This is a genomic window from Escherichia sp. MOD1-EC5433 (assembly GCF_002966005.1).
GTDB classification, from domain to species: domain Bacteria; phylum Pseudomonadota; class Gammaproteobacteria; order Enterobacterales; family Enterobacteriaceae; genus Escherichia; species Escherichia ruysiae.
Map to the genome: position 1 here is coordinate 60,890 of NZ_PTRL01000003.1, position 18,811 is coordinate 79,700.

Below are 18,811 nucleotides of genomic sequence, written 5' to 3' on the forward strand. Positions count from 1 at the left end.
AGGTTTGGTTATGTCGATTACACTGAGCGACAGTGCAGCAGCGCGAGTAAATACCTTTCTGGCTAACCGTGGTAAAGGGTTTGGCCTGCGTCTGGGCGTGAGAACCTCCGGGTGTTCAGGTATGGCTTATGTACTGGAATTTGTTGACGAACCGACGCCGGAAGACATCGTGTTTGAAGACAAAGGCGTGAAAGTCGTGGTCGATGGAAAAAGCCTGCAATTTCTGGACGGTACGCAACTGGACTTCGTAAAAGAAGGCCTGAACGAAGGGTTTAAATTCACCAACCCGAACGTCAAAGATGAATGTGGTTGCGGCGAAAGCTTCCACGTCTGATGCGCATACCGATAACCCCACCGTGGTCGCCTGCGCGTGGGGTTTGTTTTACCTGATTCGCCGCCATCGCGGCGGATCGCAGCCCTGAGAATGTTATGGATTACTTCACCCTCTTTGGCTTGCCTGCCCGTTATCAACTCGATACCCAGGCACTGAGCCTGCGTTTTCAGGATCTACAACGTCAGTATCATCCTGATAAATTCGCCAGCGGAAGCCAGGCGGAACAACTCGCCGCCGTACAGCAATCCGCAACCATTAACCAGGCATGGCAAACGCTGCGTCATCCATTGATGCGGGCAGAATACCTGCTTTCGTTGCATGGTTTTGATCTCGCCAGCGAGCAGCATACTGTGCGCGACACCGCGTTCCTGATGGAACAGCTGGAACTGCGCGAAGAACTGGACGAGATCGAACAGGCGAAAGACGAAGCGCGGCTGGAAAGCTTTATCAAACGCGTTAAAAAGATGTTTGATACCCGTCACCAGTTGATGGTTGAACAGTTAGACAACGAGACGTGGGACGCGGCGGCGGATACCGTGCGTAAGCTGCGTTTTCTCGATAAACTGCGAAGCAGTGCCGAACAACTCGAAGAAAAACTGCTCGATTTTTAATTTCTGGAAGCTAAACATGGCCTTATTACAAATTAGTGAACCTGGTTTGAGTGCTGCGCCGCATCAGCGTCGTCTGGCGGCCGGTATCGACCTGGGCACAACCAACTCGCTGGTGGCGACAGTACGCAGCGGTCAGGCCGAAACGTTAGCCGACCATGAAGGCCGTCACCTGCTGCCGTCTGTTGTTCACTATCAACAGCAAGGGCATTCGGTGGGTTATGACGCGCGTACTAACGCTGCGCTTGATACCGCCAACACCATTAGTTCTGTTAAACGCCTGATGGGGCGCTCGCTGGCTGATATCCAGCAACGCTATCCGCATCTGCCTTATCAATTTCAGGCCAGCGAAAACGGCTTGCCAATGATTGAAACGGCGGCGGGGTTGCTGAACCCGGTGCGCGTTTCTGCGGACATCCTCAAAGCACTGGCGGCCCGGGCAACTGAAGCCCTGGCCGGCGAGCTGGATGGTGTGGTTATCACCGTTCCGGCGTACTTTGACGATGCCCAGCGTCAGGGCACCAAAGATGCCGCGCGCCTGGCTGGCCTGCACGTCCTGCGCCTGCTTAACGAACCGACCGCTGCGGCTATCGCCTACGGGTTGGATTCCGGTCAGGAAGGTGTGATCGCCGTTTATGACCTTGGCGGTGGGACTTTTGATATATCCATTCTGCGCTTAAGTCGCGGCGTGTTTGAAGTGCTGGCGACCGGCGGTGATTCCGCGCTCGGCGGCGATGACTTTGACCATCTGCTGGCGGATTACATTCGCGAGCAGGCGGGCATTCCTGACCGTAGCGATAACCGTGTTCAGCGTGAACTGCTGGATGCCGCCATTGCAGCCAAAATCGCGCTGAGCGATGCGGACTCTGTGACCGTTAACGTCGCGGGCTGGCAGGGCGAAATCAGCCGTGAACAATTCAACGAACTGATCGCACCGCTGGTAAAACGTACCTTATTGGCCTGTCGTCGTGCGTTGAAAGACGCGGGCGTAGAGGCTGATGAAGTACTGGAAGTGGTGATGGTTGGCGGTTCTACTCGCGTGCCGCTGGTGCGTGAACGAGTGGGCGAGTTTTTCGGTCGTCCACCGCTGACTTCCATCGACCCAGATAAAGTTGTGGCCATTGGCGCGGCGATTCAGGCGGATATTCTGGTGGGTAACAAGCCGGACAGCGAAATGCTGCTGCTTGATGTGATCCCGCTGTCGCTGGGCCTCGAAACCATGGGCGGCCTGGTGGAGAAAGTGATCCCGCGTAATACCACGATTCCGGTGGCTCGTGCCCAGGATTTCACCACTTTCAAAGATGGCCAGACAGCGATGTCTATCCATGTTATGCAGGGTGAGCGTGAACTGGTGCAGGACTGCCGTTCGCTGGCGCGTTTTGCGCTGCGTGGTATCCCGGCGTTACCGGCTGGCGGCGCGCATATTCGCGTAACGTTCCAGGTCGATGCCGACGGTCTTTTGAGCGTGACGGCGATGGAAAAATCGACCGGCGTTGAGGCGTCTATTCAGGTCAAACCGTCTTATGGTCTGACTGACAGCGAAATCGCCTCAATGATCAAAGACTCAATGAGCTATGCCGAGCAGGACGTAAAAGCCCGTATGCTGGCAGAACAAAAAGTCGAAGCGGCACGCGTACTGGAAAGTCTGCACGGTGCGCTGGCTGCTGATGCCGCGCTGTTAAGCGCCGCAGAGCGTCAGGTCATTGACGATGCTGCCGCTCATCTGAGTGAAGTGGCGCAGGGCGATGACGTTGATGCCATCGAACAAGCGATTAAAAACGTAGACAAACAAACCCAGGATTTCGCCGCTCGCCGCATGGACCAGTCGGTTCGTCGTGCGCTGAAAGGCCATTCCGTGGACGAGGTTTAATATGCCAAAGATTGTTATTTTGCCTCATCAGGATCTCTGCCCTGATGGCGCTGTTCTGGAAGCTAATAGCGGTGAAACCATTCTTGATGCTGCGTTGCGTAACGGTATCGAGATTGAACACGCCTGTGAAAAATCATGTGCCTGCACCACCTGCCACTGCATCGTGCGTGAAGGTTTTGACTCGCTGCCGGAAAGCTCAGAGCAGGAAGACGACATGCTGGACAAAGCCTGGGGGCTGGAGCCGGAAAGCCGTTTAAGCTGCCAGGCGCGCGTCACTGACGAAGATTTAGTGGTCGAAATTCCGCGTTACACTATCAACCATGCGCGTGAGCATTAACAGAGGTTAGTATGGGACTTAAGTGGACCGATAGCCGCGAAATTGGCGAAGCACTGTACGATGCGTATCCCGATCTCGACCCGAAAACGGTTCGATTCACCGATATGCATCAGTGGATTTGCGATCTGGAAGATTTCGACGACGACCCGCAGGCATCTAACGAGAAAATCCTCGAAGCGATTTTGTTAGTCTGGCTGGACGAAGCTGAGTGAATAAACGGGCTGCCTGGGGGTGGCCCGTTTTGCTGTTAAACAAATAAGGATAACTAAAATGACAGAAGCGATGAAAATTACCCTCTCGACCCAGCCTGCCGACGCGCGCTGGGGAGAAAAAGCGACTTACAGCATTAATAATGATGGCATTACCCTGCATTTGAACGGGGCGGACGATCTGGGGCTGATCCAGCGTGCGGCGCGCAAGATTGACGGTCTGGGCATCAAACATGTTCAGCTAAGCGGTGAAGGCTGGGATGCGGATCGTTGCTGGGCATTCTGGCAAGGTTACAAAGCCCCGAAAGGCACGCGTAAAGTGGAGTGGCCGGATCTGGACGATGTTCAACGTCAGGAGCTGGATAACCGCCTGATGATCATCGACTGGGTGCGTGACACCATCAACGCACCGGCGGAAGAACTGGGGCCATCGCAACTGGCACAGCGTGCTGTTGATCTGATCAGCAACGTCGCGGGCGATCGTGTGACTTACCGGATCACCAAAGGCGAAGATCTACGCGAACAAGGCTATATGGGGCTGCACACCGTCGGGCGCGGTTCAGAACGTTCTCCAGTATTGCTGTCGCTGGATTACAACCCAACTGGCGATAAAGAAGCGCCGGTGTACGCGTGCCTGGTAGGTAAAGGTATCACCTTTGATTCCGGCGGCTACAGCATCAAACAGACTGCGTTTATGGATTCGATGAAGTCCGATATGGGCGGTGCGGCAACGGTTACCGGGGCGCTGGCATTTGCCATCACTCGCGGTCTGAACAAGCGCGTGAAGCTTTTCCTCTGCTGTGCGGATAACCTGATCAGCGGCAACGCGTTCAAGCTGGGCGATATCATCACCTATCGCAACGGTAAAAAAGTCGAAGTGATGAACACCGATGCGGAAGGGCGCCTGGTGCTGGCAGATGGCCTGATTGACGCCAGTGCGCAGAAACCAGAACTGATTATTGATGCCGCGACCTTGACCGGAGCGGCGAAAACCGCGCTGGGTAATGATTATCACGCGCTGTTTAGTTTTGACGATGCGCTGGCAGGGCGTTTGCTGGCGAGTGCCGCGCAAGAGAACGAACCATTCTGGCGTCTGCCGCTGGCAGAATTCCACCGCAGCCAGTTGCCGTCAAACTTTGCTGAACTGAACAACACCGGAAGCGCGGCGTATCCGGCAGGCGCGAGCACGGCGGCGGGCTTCCTGTCGCACTTTGTTGAGAACTATCAGCAAGGCTGGTTGCATATAGATTGTTCGGCGACTTACCGTAAAGCGCCGGTTGAACAGTGGTCTGCGGGCGCGACCGGGCTGGGTGTGCGCACGATTGCTAATCTGTTAACGGCGTAATCGTTTATGCCGGATGCGGCATAAACGCCTTATCCAGCCTACAAAGTATTGCAAATTCAACAAATTGCGATTCCTTTGTAGGCCTGATAAGCGTAGCGCATCAGGCACTTCCGCCCCGAACGTTGAATGAATTGTGGTTCTTATGTCCGAAACAAAAAACGAACTTGAAGACCTGCTGGAAAAAGCAGCAACCGAACCGGCGCATCGTCCGGCTTTTTTCCGTACTCTACTGGAATCCACCGTCTGGGTGCCAGGTACAGCGGCGCAGGGCGAGGCTGTGGTTGAAGATAGCGCGCTTGATTTACAACATTGGGAAAAAGAAGACGGCACCAGCGTCATTCCTTTTTTCACCTCGTTAGAAGCACTTCAACAGGCGGTTGACGGCGAACAGGCATTTGTCGTAATGCCCGTTCGCACATTGTTTGAGATGACCCTTGGCGAAACGCTTTTCCTTAATGCCAAACTGCCTACCGGTAAAGAATTTATGCCGCGTGAAATCAGTTTGCTGATCGGTGAAGAGGGTAATCCGCTGAGCAGTCAGGAAGTACTGGAAGGCGGCGAATCGCTGATATTATCGGAAGTCGCAGAGCCGCCAGCACAAATGATTGATTCACTCACTACCTTATTTAAAACTATTAAGCCGGTGAAGCGCGCTTTTATTTGTTCAATTAAAGAGAACGAAGAGGCACAGCCTAATCTGCTTATTGGCATTGAAGCCGATGGTGATATCGAAGAAATTATTCAGGCGACGGGAAGTGTAGCGACCGATACATTACCAGGCGATGAACCTATTGATATTTGCCAGGTGAAAAAAGGGGAAAAAGGAATTAGCCACTTTATTACCGAACATATTGCGCCATTCTATGAACGTCGCTGGGGTGGGTTTCTGCGTGATTTTAAACAGAATCGGATAATCTAAAATATGCCGCCCAAAAGGGCGGCATTCGGGCTTACTTGCTGTTCTGAAGGTTGTGAGCCACCAGTAAATTATTACCAGAGAGATTCCGGTTATTATTTACCAGGGAAAACAGCGCACCAGAAACAATAAGTACGATACAAAAGCACCGTATCTTCATTGTGCGGTCCATGCGAAGACCGCATCACGACAGCACCACTGGCGATATTGCCGCGATAGCAAGCACTGTGGGGTACCTGCATTTACGGTCATGGAACATCCTTTCCTAAAGCCAGCGCCCGTTTGCGAGACGGCGAAAAGGGCCGTCAAGAATAATACCCTCATGTTTGAATAATTACTCTATTTATTATCTTGACATGGCCAGGCATAAAAGAGAATATTTCAACACTGTGGGGTGCCTGCGTTGCTCCGGCAACACAAGTCAACCAGCTGGAAAGGCCGCGAACCAGACCAGCAACAAAAAACCGCCAAATTCGGCGGTTTTTTGTTGCCTGTAAAAAGCTTATTTCACTGGCTCAACCGGTAAATCTGCTCGCGCGCCCCATTCACTCCATGCGCCGTCGTACAGTTTCACGTTTGGCACATCCAGCGTAGCAAGTGCCAGCAACACAACGGCGGCCGTTACACCAGAGCCACAGCTGACAATGATCGGTTTGTCATAGCTGATACCGTAACCAAAAAATATCGCATCGAGTTCATCTGTCGTTTTCAGTTCACCTTCACGCACCAGTTCTGTCCACGGAACATTCAGCGCACCAGGAATATGCCCGCGACGTAAACCAGGGCGAGGTTCATCAATTTCAGCGTTAAAACGCGCAGCCGGACGGGCATCAATAATTTGTGCCGTTTTTTCATGGCTTGCCAGCAATACATCGGTTACTTTCACCACGGCTTCCGGGTTAAAGGCGGTGTTAAACTCTCCTTCTGGCAGCTCCACTTCGCCTTCTTCTAACAGTAGGTCATCACGCTGCCAGCCCGCCAGTCCACCGCCAAGAATCGACACTTTCTCCACGCCAAAGGTGCGCAGCATCCACCATGCTCGCGGGGCTGAGAAAAGATTACCTTCGTCATAGACAATCAGATGTTTGTCCTGATTAACGCCCAGTTCACGCATCGCTACGGCGAACGTTTCCGGGCGCGGCAGCATGTGCGGAAGCGGGGAGGTGTGATCGGAAAGAGCTTCGATATCGAAAAATACTGCGCCGGGGATATGCCCATTGAGATACTCCTGGGCAACGTTACGATCTTCCTGTCCGGGCGGTGCCATGCGGGCATCAATAATCTGAATTTCAGGATCATCAATATGTTCGGCGAGCCAGTCGGCTCCTACAAACCATGTCGTGGACATAGGCATCTCCATTTTTGCCGGGGTAGGCTAAATTGTCGGACGTTTAGTGAAAAGCGACAAGCAAAAGAGGCTGATTTGGCTGCCTGAGCCACATTTATCACCAAAATTCAGATTCTGTGGACGTGATACTGAATTACATAACGCTAATTCTCACGCATAATAATTATTCGACGTTGCTAACGGGCCATTGTGGCAGGGATGATAAATGAAAAAGTTACGCATAGCCGCCTGCATGTTAATGCTGGCGCTGGCAGGGTGCGACAACAACGATAACGCGCCAACAGCGGTGAAAAAAGATACCCCTTCTGAAGCTGCTAAAGGTACATCTTCAGAAAACGCGAGTTCTGCAAAACTCTCTGCGCCGGAGCGACAAAAACTGGCACAACAGAGTGCCGGTAAGGCACTGACATTGCTTGATCTCTCTGAGGTTCAACTCGATGGTGCAGCCACGCTGGTGCTGACTTTCTCCATCCCCCTTGACCCGGATCAGGATTTCTCGCGTGTTATTCATGTCGTCGATAAAAAGAGCGGTAAAGTGGATGGTGCCTGGGAGCTGTCAGATAATCTTAAAGAGCTGCGTTTACGCCACCTCGAACCTAAACGTGATTTGATCGTGACTATTGGGCAGGAAATGAAGGCGCTCAATAACGCAACCTTCAGTAAAGATTACGAAAAGACGATCACCACCCGCGATATTCAACCCAGCGTCGGTTTTGCCAGCCGTGGTTCGCTGCTGCCTGGAAAAGTCGTTGAAGGACTGCCGGTAATGGCGCTCAACGTTAACAATGTCGATGTTAACTTCTTCCGTGTTAAACCCGAATCTCTGCCAGCATTCATTAGCCAATGGGAATACCGCAATTCGCTGGCGAACTGGCAATCTGACAAATTGCTGCAGATGGCAGATCTAGTCTACACCGGACGTTTTGATCTCAATCCTGCGCGTAATACCCGTGAAAAATTATTGCTGCCGCTGGGTGATATCAAACCGCTTCAGCAGGCAGGCGTGTATCTGGCTGTGATGAATCAGGCCGGACGTTACGATTACAGTAATCCCGCGACTCTATTTACATTAAGTGATATCGGCGTATCGGCTCACCGTTATCACAATCGTCTGGATATCTTTACCCAAAGCCTGGAAAACGGTGCGGCTCAGCAAGGAATTGAAGTCTCGTTATTAAATGAGAAAGGGCAGACTCTGACTCAGGCGACCAGTGATGCACAGGGTCATGTACAGCTGGAAAACGACAAAAACGCGGCATTACTGCTGGCACGTAAAGATGGTCAGACAACGCTGCTCGATTTAAAACTTCCCGCGCTGGACTTAGCGGAATTTAACATTGCTGGTGCACCGGGTTATAGCAAACAGTTCTTTATGTTTGGCCCGCGCGATCTTTATCGCCCGGGTGAAACCGTAATCCTCAACGGCTTACTGCGTGATGCAGACGGTAAAGCATTGCCCGATCAACCCATCAAGTTAGATGTGATTAAACCTGACGGGCAGGTACTGCGTAGTGTCGTTAGTCAGCCGGAGAATGGCCTCTATCACTTTACCTGGCAACTGGATAGCAGTGCGGCAACCGGCATGTGGCATATTCGCGCTAACACTGGCGATAACCAGTATCGGATGTGGGATTTCCACGTCGAAGATTTTATGCCAGAACGCATGGCGTTGAACCTGACCGGCGAGAAAATCCCGTTAACGCCGAAAGATGAGGTGAAATTCTCCGTGGTGGGTTACTACCTGTACGGTGCGCCTGCTAACGGTAATACTTTGCAGGGGCAGCTTTTCCTGCGCCCTCTGCGTGAAGCGGTTTCTGCATTACCTGGTTTCGAATTTGGCGATATAGCTGCCGAAAACCTTTTCCGCACGCTGGATGAAGTTCAGTTGACGCTGGATGATAAAGGGCGCGGCGAAGTTTCTACAGAAAGCCAGTGGAAGGAAACGCATTCCCCATTGCAGGTTATTCTCCAGGGCAGTTTGCTGGAATCTGGCGGTCGCCCGGTGACGCGCCGTGCTGAACAGGCTATATGGCCTGCCGATGCGCTCCCTGGGATCCGCCCGCAGTTCGCCTTGAAATCGGTTTACGATTACCGTACTGACACGACTGTAAAACAACCCATTGTTAATGAAGGCAGCAACGCCGCTTTTGACATCGTTTATAGCGATGCGCAGGGCGTGAAAAAAGCCGTTTCGGGCTTGCAGGTGCGTCTGATTCGCGAACGTCGAGATTACTACTGGAACTGGTCAGAAGATGAAGGCTGGCAGTCACAGTTTGATCAAAAAGATCTGATCGAAAATGAACAAACGCTGGATCTCCAAGCGGATGAAACTGGTAAGGTAAGTTTTCCGGTAGAGTGGGGCGCTTATCGTCTGGAAGTCAAAGCGCCGAATGAAGCGGTTAGTAGCGTGCGTTTCTGGGCTGGCTATAGCTGGCAGGACAACAGCGACGGTAGCGGTGTGGTACGTCCGGATCGCGTCACGATGAAACTGGATAAAGCCAGTTATCGTCCTGGCGATACCATTAAGTTGCACATTGCCGCGCCAACGGCGGGTAAAGGCTACGCGATGGTCGAGTCCAGTGAAGGGCCGCTGTGGTGGCAAGAGATTGATGTTCCGGCACAAGGGCTGGATTTAACGATTCCGGTCGATAAAACCTGGAATCGGCACGACCTCTATTTAAGTACGCTGGTGGTGCGTCCTGGCGATAAATCTCGCTCTGCGACGCCAAAACGCGCGGTTGGCGTGTTGCATTTGCCGCTTGGCGATGAAAACCGTCGTCTCAGTCTGGCGCTGGAAACACCGGCAAAAATGCGCCCCAATCAGCCATTAACTGTGAAAATCAAAGCCAGCAATAAAAATGGTGAGATGCCAAAACAGGTGAATGTACTGGTGTCTGCCGTTGATAGCGGTGTGCTGAATATTACTGATTACGTTACGCCAGATCCGTGGCAGGCGTTCTTCGGTCAGAAACGCTATGGCGCAGACATATACGATATTTACGGTCAGGTCATTGAAGGACAGGGACGCCTGGCAGCACTGCGTTTTGGTGGCGATGGTGATGAACTGAAACGTGGTGGTAAGCCACCGGTCAATCACGTCAATATTGTCGCGCAACAGGCACAGCCGGTAACGATCAACGAACAGGGCGAAGGTACGGTTACACTGCTGATTGGCGATTTTAACGGTGAATTGCGCGTCATGGCGCAAGCCTGGACGGCAGATGACTTCGGCAGCAACGAAAGCAAAGTGATTGTTGCTGCACCAGTGATAGCCGAACTGAACATGCCGCGCTTTATGGCGAGTGGCGACACTTCGCGTCTGACGCTGGATATCACTAATCTTACTGATAAACCGCAAAAACTGAACGTTGCCCTGACCGCCAGCGGTTTGGTTGAACTAGTAAGCGATTCACCCGCACCTGTTGAATTAGCGCCAGGCGTGCGTACTACGCTGTTTATCCCGGTGCGAGCATTGCCGGGTTATGGCGATGGTGAAATTCAGGCGACTATCAGTGGCCTGAATTTGCCAGGAGAAACCGTTGCCGATCAGCATAAGCAGTGGAAAATTGGCGTCCGTCCGGCATTCCCGGCGCAAACCGTCAATTATGGTACGGTGTTGCAGCCTGGTGAAACATGGGCGATACCGGCGGGCGGACTGCAAAACTTCTCGCCTGTTACGCTGGAAGGGCAATTGTTGTTGAGCGGCAAGCCACCGCTGAACATCGCACGTTATATCAAAGAGTTAAAAGCATATCCGTACGGCTGTCTGGAGCAAACCACCAGCGGTCTGTTCCCGTCGCTCTATACCAATGCAGCCCAGCTACAGGCGTTGGGCATCAAAGGCGACAGTGATGATAAACGCCGTGCGGCAGTTGATATTGGCATTTCCCGTTTGTTGCAAATGCAACGCGATAATGGCGGTTTTGCGCTATGGGATAAATACAGTGACGAAGAGTACTGGCTGACGGCTTATGTGATGGATTTCCTGGTTCGCGCAGGTGAGCAGGGTTACAGCGTGCCGACAGAAGCTATTAACCGGGGTAATGAGCGTCTGCTGCGCTATTTACAAGATCCGGGCATGATGTCGATCCCGTATGCCGATAATCTCAAAGCCAGTAAATTCGCAGTACAGTCTTACGCGGCGCTGGTGCTGGCTCGTCAGCAAAAGGCACCGCTGGGTGCGCTGCGTGAAATCTGGGAGCGTCGTGCAGATGCCGCTTCTGGTTTACCGCTACTGCAACTTGGCATTGCGCTGAAAACCATGGGTGATGCGACGCGGAGTGTAGACGCAATTGCGCTGGCGCTGAAAACGCCGCGTAATAATGATGAGCGGATATGGCTTGGCGATTACGGTAGCCCACTGCGCGACAACGCGTTGATGCTCTCCTTACTGGAAGAGAACAAACTGTTGCCAGATGAGCAGAACACCTTGCTGAATACACTTTCGCAGCAGGTGTTTGGTGAACGCTGGCTATCAACTCAGGAAAGTAATGCGTTGTTCCTGGCTGCCCGTTCGATTCAGGATTTACTGGGTAAATGGCAAACGCAAACCTCTTTCTCTGCCGAGCCGCTGACTGGCGAGAAAGCGCAAAACAGCAATCTGAATAGCGATCAACTTGCAACTTTGCAGGTAACTAACAGTGGCACCCAGCCGTTATGGCTGCGTGTGGATGCCAGCGGTTATCCGCAATCCGCACCTTTACCTGCGAGTAATGTGCTGCAAATCGAGCGTCATATTCTTGGTACTGACGGTAAGAGCAAATCGCTGGACTCTTTACGTAGCGGCGATCTGGTACTGGTCTGGTTGCAGGTAAAAGCCAGTAACAGCGTGCCAGATGCGCTGGTGGTTGATTTGCTGCCAGCGGGTCTGGAGCTGGAAAACCAGAACCTGGCTAACGGCAACGCCAGTCTGGAGCAAAGTGGTAGCGAAGTGCAAAACCTGCTTAATCAAATGCAGCAGGCGAGCATTAAGCACATTGAGTTTCGTGACGATCGCTTTGTGGCGGCGGTTGCCGTTGATGAATACCAGCCGGTTACGCTGGTATATCTGGCGCGGGCGGTGACGCCGGGAACGTATCAGGTGCCGCAGCCGATGGTGGAATCGATGTATGTTCCTCAATGGCGGGCGACCGGCGCGGCTGAAGATCTGTTGATTGTCAGACCGTAAATGCCTCGTCTGTTAAGTAAACGCGGCTGCTGGATAACGCTGGCAGCTGCGCCCTTTATTATCATTCTGGCGGCGTGGGGAGCAGATAAACTCTGGCCTCTGCCGCTGCATGAAGTCAATCCCGCACGTGTGGTCGTGGCGCAGGATGGAACGCCGCTCTGGCGCTTCGCCGATGCTGACGGTATCTGGCGTTATCCAGTGACTATCGAAGATGTTTCTCCGCGTTACCTTGAAGCACTGATCAATTACGAAGATCGCTGGTTCTGGAAGCATCCGGGCGTAAACCCGTTCTCGGTGATGCGCGCCGCCTGGCAGGATCTAACTTCTGGTCGGGTTATCTCCGGCGGGAGCACGCTCACCATGCAGGTTGCTCGTTTGCTTGATCCTCACCCCAAAACGTTTGGCGGTAAAATTCGCCAGCTCTGGCGCGCGTTGCAACTGGAGTGGCATCTGTCTAAACGTGACATTCTGACCCTGTATCTTAATCGCGCCCCGTTTGGTGGCACGTTGCAGGGGATTGGAGCGGCAAGCTGGGCTTATCTTGGAAAATCGCCCGCGAATTTAAGCTATTCCGAGGCAGCAATGCTGGCTGTGTTACCGCAAGCGCCCAGCCGACTGCGCCCGGATCGCTGGCCGGAGCGTGCTGAGGCCGCGCGTAATAAAGTGCTCGAACGGATGGCTGTGCAAGGTGTGTGGTCCCGCGAGCAGGTAAAAGAGTCAAGGGAAGAACCCATCTGGCTGGCACCCCGACAAATGCCGCAACTGGCACCGCTGTTTTCACGGATGATGCTCGGTAAAAGTAAAAGCGACAAAATTGTTACTACGCTGGATGCCGGTCTTCAGCGGCGTCTGGAAGAACTGGCGCAAAACTGGAAAGGACGATTGCCACCGCGCAGTTCACTCGCGATGATCGTGATTGATCATACCGATATGCGTGTTCGCGGCTGGGTGGGATCGGTCGATCTCAACGATGATTCACGCTTTGGTCATGTTGATATGGTCAATGCGATCCGATCGCCAGGATCAGTGCTCAAACCCTTTGTTTATGGTCTGGCGCTGGATGAGGGATTGATCCATCCGGCATCGCTGTTGCAAGACGTCCCACGACGCACTGGTGATTACCGGCCTGGAAACTTTGACAGCGGTTTTCATGGCCCGATCAGCATGAGTGAGGCGCTGGTACGCTCGCTGAACTTACCTGCTGTGCAGGTGCTGGAAGCCTATGGCCCGAAACGGTTTGCGGCAACATTACGCAATGTTGGGTTGCCGTTGTATCTGCCCAATGGTGCTGTGCCGAATCTTTCGCTCATTCTCGGCGGTGCTGGCGCAAAACTGGAGGATATGGCGGCAGCGTACACCGCTTTTGCCCGCCACGGTAAGGCAGGAAAATTGCGCTTACAGCCTGACGATCCGCTGCTTGAACGCCCCTTAATGTCGCCGGGCGCCGCATGGATCATCCGCCGAATCATGGCTGATGAAGCGCAGCCCTTGCCGGACGGTGCCTTGCTGCGCGTCGTACCCCTGGCGTGGAAAACGGGCACCAGCTACGGCTATCGTGATGCCTGGGCGATAGGTGTAAACGCTCGCTATGTGATTGGCATCTGGACTGGCAGACCGGACGGCACGCCCGTTGTCGGTCAGTTTGGCTTTGCCAGCGCCGTACCGTTGTTGAATCAGGTTAATAATATTTTGTTGTCGCGCAGTGCAAATCTGCCGGAAGATCCGCGCCCGAACTCAGTCACTCGTGGCGTTATCTGCTGGCCTGGCGGGCAGTCTTTACCAGAAGGTGACAGTAACTGTCGCCGTCGTCTGGCAACCTGGTTATTGGATGGAAGCCAGCCGCCAACCCTGTTACTGCCAGAGCAAGAAGGGATTAATGGCATCCGTTTTCCCATCTGGCTGGATGAAAATGGTAAACGCGTCGCCGCCGATTGCCCACAGGCGCGACAAGAAATGATGAATGTCTGGCCACTACCGCTGGAACCCTGGTTGCCTGCATCAGAACGCCGCGCTGTGCGCTTGCCACCAGCCTCGACAATTTGCCCACCGTACGGTCACGACGCTCAGCTCCCGCTGCAATTGACTGGCGTTCGTGATGGCACCATTATCAAGCGTTTACCTGGTGCGGCGGAAGCGACTTTGCCGGTGCAATCCAACGGTGGTGCCGGAGAACGCTGGTGGTTTCTGAATGGCGAACCGTTAGCTGAACGCGGGCGCAGTGTGACTCTGCATTTAACGGAAAAAGGTGATTATCAATTGCTGGTAATGGATGAAGTGGGGCAGGTAGCGACAGTGAAATTTGTTATGCAATAGCCTGTTTTCACCATGTTTGTTGCTTAAACTGGGTTTATTTTAAAAAAATGTTACCTTCATCAATAGTCAACGGCTCTGTTGCTCATTATAATCCGCGCCATCTCGTACGCTGGTACAGACAACAACAGAATAATTTACAGAGGTAAAAATGGCTATTGAACGTACTTTTTCCATCATTAAACCGAACGCGGTAGCAAAAAACGTCATTGGTAATATCTTTGCGCGCTTTGAAGCTGCAGGGTTCAAAATTGTCGGCACCAAAATGCTGCACCTGACCGTTGAGCAGGCTCGTGGCTTTTATGCTGAACACGATGGGAAACCGTTCTTTGATGGTCTGGTTGAGTTCATGACCTCTGGTCCGATCGTAGTTTCCGTGCTGGAAGGTGAAAATGCCGTTCAGCGTCACCGCGATCTGCTGGGCGCGACCAACCCGGCGAACGCTCTGGCGGGAACTCTGCGCGCAGACTACGCTGACAGCCTGACTGAAAACGGCACTCATGGCTCCGATTCTGTAGAATCTGCCGCTCGCGAAATCGCCTACTTCTTCGGGGAAGGCGAAGTGTGCCCGCGCACCCGTTAATAATTTCGTAAATGCCGCGTGCAAACGTGGCATCCGTGCGCCAGAATTTGTACAATGCAGCGCCCCCGGACGAGCAGCCGCTCACCGGGGCGTTTCTTTTTTCAACCCTCCAGGGGCCATAACGTGTAATAACGAGGCCGGAATAGCATATGTCTGAACAATTAGTCACACCTGAAAACGTCACCACGAAAGATGGAAAAATTAACCTGCTGGATCTCAACCGTCAGCAGATGCGGGAGTTTTTTAAAGATTTAGGTGAAAAACCCTTCCGCGCCGATCAGGTGATGAAGTGGATGTATCACTATTGCTGCGACAACTTTGATGAGATGACCGACATAAACAAAGTGTTGCGTGGCAAACTGAAAGAGGTGGCGGAAATCCGCGCACCGGAAGTGGTTGAAGAACAGCGTTCATCCGACGGCACCATCAAATGGGCGATTGCTGTGGGCGATCAGCGTGTCGAAACGGTGTATATCCCGGAAGACGACCGCGCCACGCTTTGTGTCTCCTCGCAGGTTGGTTGTGCGCTGGAGTGTAAATTCTGTTCCACTGCCCAGCAGGGTTTTAACCGTAACCTGCGGGTGTCGGAAATTATCGGTCAGGTGTGGCGTGCGGCGAAAATCGTCGGCGCAGCAAAAATCACTGGTCAGCGTCCGATCACTAACGTAGTGATGATGGGCATGGGCGAACCGCTGCTCAACCTGAACAATGTCGTTCCGGCGATGGAAATCATGCTCGATGATTTCGGTTTTGGTCTGTCTAAACGTCGCGTGACGCTTTCCACTTCCGGTGTGGTTCCGGCGCTGGATAAACTGGGCGATATGATTGACGTTGCGCTGGCAATTTCCCTGCACGCGCCGAACGACGAAATTCGTGATGAAATTGTACCAATCAACAAAAAGTACAATATCGAAACGTTCCTTGCTGCAGTGCGCCGTTATCTGGAGAAATCCAATGCTAATCAGGGGCGCGTCACTATCGAGTACGTGATGCTTGACCACGTTAACGATGGCACTGAACACGCGCACCAACTGGCGGAGCTGCTGAAAGATACGCCGTGTAAGATTAACCTGATCCCATGGAACCCGTTCCCGGGCGCGCCGTATGGTCGTAGTTCGAACAGCCGTATCGACCGCTTCTCAAAAGTGCTGATGAGCTACGGTTTCACCACCATTGTGCGTAAAACTCGTGGTGATGATATCGATGCCGCCTGTGGTCAGTTAGCGGGAGATGTCATCGACCGTACTAAACGTACTCTGCGTAAACGGATGCAGGGTGAAGCCATCGATATTAAAACGGTCTGATAGTTATTACGCCATGGTTACTTTATGTACCGTGGCGTAATGTTTTATGAATGTAGCATTAAGTTGCAATTGTCTGATCAATATTAACGGTGCGTTTTTGCTGACTTTAAGGCAGTATGTAACGATGCAACAGTAAGTTAGCTTTGATTCATGTGGGCTTTGTCACGAGCACACAGACAGTCTTATACTGTATGATAAAGGTTAACTTTACGGATGTTTCGCGGTGTGGGTGGGCGTGATGGTTCACCGGCATCCCAATTCTCTTTTAAACGTACCTGCAGCGAATGAATACTGAAGCCACGCACGACCAAAATGAAGCACTTACCACCGGCGCTCGCTTGCGTAATGCCCGTGAACAACTTGGACTTAGCCAGCAAGCCGTTGCCGAACGACTTTGTTTGAAGGTTTCCACGGTACGCGATATTGAAGAAGATAAGGCACCCGCCGATCTTGCTTCAACATTCTTGCGCGGGTATATCCGCTCTTATGCGCGTCTGGTCCATATTCCGGAAGAAGAACTGCTGCCGGGACTGGAAAAGCAGGCTCCACTGCGAGCCGCAAAAGTTGCGCCAATGCAGAGTTTTTCCCTCGGCAAACGCCGCAAAAAACGCGATGGCTGGTTGATGACTTTCACCTGGCTGGTGCTGTTTGTGGTGATTGGCCTGAGCGGCGCCTGGTGGTGGCAGGATCACAAAGCCCAGCAGGAAGAGATTAGCACCATGGCTGATCAATCCACTGCGGAGCTGAATAATAACCAGAGCCAGAGTGTACCGTTAGATACATCTGCTACCGAAACCCAGACGACTACATCGCCTGCGGCTGTAGATACCACCGCCACGAACACGCAAACACCAGCCGTGACGACGCCAGCACCCGCTGTAGCGCCGCAGCAGGACGCGGTTGTTCCTCCTTCACAGGCAAATGTTGATATCGCGGCTACTACTACAGCAGCGGCGCCGGTTGCAACAACAACGCCAGATGGCGCTGCGCCGTTGCCAATTGATCAGGCTGGCGTGACCACTCCAGCGGCTGATCCTAATGCGCTGGTGATGAACTTTACTGCTGATTGCTGGCTGGAAGTCACCGATTCTACCGGCAAAAAACTGTTTAGCGGGATGCAGCGTAAAGGCGGTAATTTGAATTTAAGCGGTCAGGCACCGTATAAACTGAAAATTGGTGCACCAGCCGCAGTACAGATCCAGTATCAAGGGAAACCTGTCGATCTGAGTCGTTTTATCAGAACTAACCAGGTTGCGCGTCTGACCCTCAATGCCGAACAATCACCGGCGCAGTAACAGACGGGTAACGCGGGAGATTTTTCATGCATAACCAGGCTCCAATTCAACGTAGAAAATCAACACGTATTTACGTTGGGAATGTGCCGATTGGCGATGGTGCTCCCATCGCCGTACAGTCCATGACCAATACGCGTACGACAGACGTCGAAGCAACGGTCAATCAAATTAAGGCGCTGGAACGTGTCGGCGCTGATATCGTTCGCGTCTCTGTACCGACGATGGACGCGGCAGAAGCGTTCAAGCTCATCAAGCAGCAGGTTAACGTACCGCTGGTGGCCGACATCCACTTCGACTATCGCATTGCACTGAAAGTAGCGGAATACGGCGTTGACTGTCTGCGCATTAACCCAGGCAATATTGGTAATGAAGAACGCATTCGCATGGTGGTTGACTGTGCGCGCGATAAAAACATTCCGATTCGTATTGGTGTTAACGCCGGATCGCTGGAAAAAGATCTGCAAGAAAAGTATGGCGAACCGACGCCGCAGGCGTTGCTGGAATCTGCCATGCGCCATGTTGATCATCTCGATCGTCTGAACTTTGATCAGTTCAAGGTCAGTGTGAAAGCATCTGACGTTTTCCTCGCGGTTGAGTCTTATCGTCTGCTGGCAAAACAGATCGATCAGCCGTTGCACCTGGGGATCACCGAAGCCGGTGGCGCACGCAGCGGGGCGGTGAAATCGGCCATTGGTTTAGGTCTGCTGTTGTCGGAAGGCATTGGCGACACGCTGCGCGTCTCGCTGGCGGCTGATCCGGTCGAAGAGATCAAAGTCGGTTTTGATATTTTGAAATCGCTGCGTATTCGTTCGCGTGGCATCAACTTCATCGCCTGCCCGACCTGCTCACGCCAGGAGTTTGACGTTATCGGTACGGTTAACGCGCTGGAGCAACGTCTGGAAGATATCATCACCCCGATGGACGTTTCGATTATTGGCTGCGTGGTGAATGGCCCAGGCGAGGCGCTGGTTTCTACGCTTGGCGTTACGGGCGGCAACAAGAAAAGCGGCCTCTATGAAGATGGCGTGCGCAAAGACCGTCTGGACAATAACGACATGATCGATCAGCTGGAAGCACGCATTCGTGCGAAAGCCAGCCAACTGGACGAAGCGCGTCGAATTGACGTTCAGCAGGTTGAAAAATAATAACGTGATGGGAAGCGTCTCGCTTCCCGTGTATGATTGA

15 protein-coding genes are annotated in these 18,811 nt (G+C 52.8%); 13 read left to right on the plus strand and 2 right to left on the minus strand.

Features of this window, described 5'->3' with window-relative positions:
* Positions 1–10: 10 nt before the first annotated feature.
* The 7 genes from iscA (at position 11) to sseB (ending at position 5,622) form a co-directional block, all read left to right on the plus strand.
* Positions 11–334 (plus strand): iron-sulfur cluster assembly protein IscA, encoded by a 324-nt coding sequence (gene iscA / locus C3D30_RS07205; protein ID WP_000028953.1) that lies wholly within the window; start codon positions 11–13, stop codon positions 332–334.
* 95 nt (positions 335–429) lie between these two features.
* Positions 430–945 (plus strand): co-chaperone HscB, encoded by a 516-nt coding sequence (hscB, locus tag C3D30_RS07210; RefSeq protein ID WP_000384413.1) that lies wholly within the window; start codon positions 430–432, stop codon positions 943–945.
* A 16-nt stretch (positions 946–961) separates the two neighbouring features.
* A complete protein-coding gene (hscA, locus tag C3D30_RS07215) occupies positions 962–2,812 on the plus strand; it encodes a Fe-S protein assembly chaperone HscA (RefSeq protein ID WP_001196613.1) in 1,851 nt (616 codons plus the stop codon).
* A 1-nt stretch (position 2,813) separates the two neighbouring features.
* Complete coding sequence (gene fdx / locus C3D30_RS07220; protein WP_001124469.1) at positions 2,814–3,149, plus strand: ISC system 2Fe-2S type ferredoxin; 336 nt, start codon at positions 2,814–2,816, stop codon at positions 3,147–3,149.
* Positions 3,150–3,160: 11 nt separating this feature from the next.
* Positions 3,161–3,361 (plus strand): Fe-S cluster assembly protein IscX, encoded by a 201-nt coding sequence (iscX, locus tag C3D30_RS07225; protein WP_000523616.1) that lies wholly within the window; start codon positions 3,161–3,163, stop codon positions 3,359–3,361.
* Positions 3,362–3,419: 58 nt separating this feature from the next.
* A complete protein-coding gene (gene pepB, locus C3D30_RS07230) occupies positions 3,420–4,703 on the plus strand; it encodes an aminopeptidase PepB (RefSeq protein ID WP_105286667.1) in 1,284 nt (427 codons plus the stop codon).
* 142 nt (positions 4,704–4,845) lie between these two features.
* A complete protein-coding gene (gene sseB / locus C3D30_RS07235; RefSeq protein WP_105286668.1) occupies positions 4,846–5,622 on the plus strand; it encodes an enhanced serine sensitivity protein SseB in 777 nt (258 codons plus the stop codon).
* Positions 5,623–5,653: 31 nt separating this feature from the next.
* Here sseB and timP read toward each other — a convergent pair whose 3' ends face one another.
* Both timP and sseA read right to left on the minus strand, forming a co-directional pair.
* Positions 5,654–5,779: a small toxic inner membrane protein TimP gene (gene timP / locus C3D30_RS20715; RefSeq protein WP_286131878.1), complete on the minus strand. Its 126-nt coding sequence runs from the start codon at positions 5,777–5,779 to the stop codon at positions 5,654–5,656.
* Positions 5,780–6,121: 342 nt separating this feature from the next.
* Positions 6,122–6,967, minus strand: coding sequence for a 3-mercaptopyruvate sulfurtransferase (sseA, locus tag C3D30_RS07240; protein WP_000108603.1), 846 nt, complete (start codon positions 6,965–6,967; stop codon positions 6,122–6,124).
* A gap of 205 nt (positions 6,968–7,172) precedes the next feature.
* Between sseA and yfhM the strand changes: the two genes are divergently transcribed.
* The 6 genes from yfhM to ispG all read left to right on the plus strand — a co-directional run bounded on the left by yfhM (position 7,173) and on the right by ispG (position 18,771).
* A complete protein-coding gene (yfhM, locus tag C3D30_RS07245) occupies positions 7,173–12,134 on the plus strand; it encodes an alpha2-macroglobulin (RefSeq protein ID WP_105286669.1) in 4,962 nt (1,653 codons plus the stop codon).
* The gene (pbpC, locus tag C3D30_RS07250) at positions 12,135–14,447 is read left to right on the plus strand and encodes a peptidoglycan glycosyltransferase PbpC (protein WP_105286670.1); all 2,313 of its coding nucleotides are present in this window, start codon (positions 12,135–12,137) and stop codon (positions 14,445–14,447) included.
* A 148-nt stretch (positions 14,448–14,595) separates the two neighbouring features.
* The gene (ndk, locus tag C3D30_RS07255) at positions 14,596–15,027 is read left to right on the plus strand and encodes a nucleoside-diphosphate kinase (protein ID WP_000963837.1); all 432 of its coding nucleotides are present in this window, start codon (positions 14,596–14,598) and stop codon (positions 15,025–15,027) included.
* A gap of 149 nt (positions 15,028–15,176) precedes the next feature.
* Positions 15,177–16,331 carry a dual-specificity RNA methyltransferase RlmN gene (rlmN, locus tag C3D30_RS07260; RefSeq protein WP_000003311.1) on the plus strand — a complete coding sequence of 385 codons (1,155 nt, stop codon included), beginning with the start codon at positions 15,177–15,179 and terminating at the stop codon, positions 16,329–16,331.
* 284 nt (positions 16,332–16,615) lie between these two features.
* A complete protein-coding gene (gene rodZ, locus C3D30_RS07270; RefSeq protein WP_105286671.1) occupies positions 16,616–17,626 on the plus strand; it encodes a cytoskeleton protein RodZ in 1,011 nt (336 codons plus the stop codon).
* Positions 17,627–17,652: 26 nt separating this feature from the next.
* A complete protein-coding gene (ispG, locus tag C3D30_RS07275) occupies positions 17,653–18,771 on the plus strand; it encodes a flavodoxin-dependent (E)-4-hydroxy-3-methylbut-2-enyl-diphosphate synthase (protein ID WP_000551807.1) in 1,119 nt (372 codons plus the stop codon).
* Positions 18,772–18,811: the final 40 nt, after the last annotated feature.